1 protein-coding gene is annotated in these 498 nt (G+C 69.9%); it reads left to right on the plus strand.

Annotated elements, in window-relative coordinates:
- A partial coding sequence (locus LQ326_RS47440; protein ID WP_234545415.1) for an AMP-binding enzyme occupies positions 1-498 on the plus strand: 498 nt, incomplete at both ends.

The following is a 498-nucleotide window of genomic DNA, read 5'->3' on the forward strand; positions in this document are numbered from 1 at the left end:
TTCCTGGGGCGTGCGGACAGCCAGGTCAAGATCCGCGGCATCCGCATCGAACCCGCCGAGATCGAACACACCCTCCGCCGCCACCCCCACGTCCGCGACGCCGTCGTCACCAAATGGGAACCCACCCCGGGCGACCACCGCCTCGCCGCCTACATCACCACCGACCACGACATCCCAGAAGAAGCCCTCCTCACCGACCTCAACACCCACCTCAGCGACCAGCTCCCCCTCTACATGATCCCCTCCACCATCACCCTCCTGGACCACATCCCCGTCAACGCCAACGGCAAGACCGACCACCGCGCCCTGCCCGAACCGAAGGCCGCCACCGAGGACACGGCCACGCGGGCGACCGGGGCGGCGGAGGAGCTGGTCGCCGGGATCTGGTCGGAGGTGCTGGACCGGCCGGACCTCGACGTCCACGCCAACTTCTTCGCGCTGGGCGGGCATTCGCTGCTGGCCACCCGGATCGTCTCCCGGCTGCGCTCGGCGCTGTCC

The organism is Streptomyces shenzhenensis (assembly GCF_021462265.1).
Taxonomy (GTDB): Bacteria; Actinomycetota; Actinomycetes; order Streptomycetales; family Streptomycetaceae; genus Streptomyces; species Streptomyces shenzhenensis.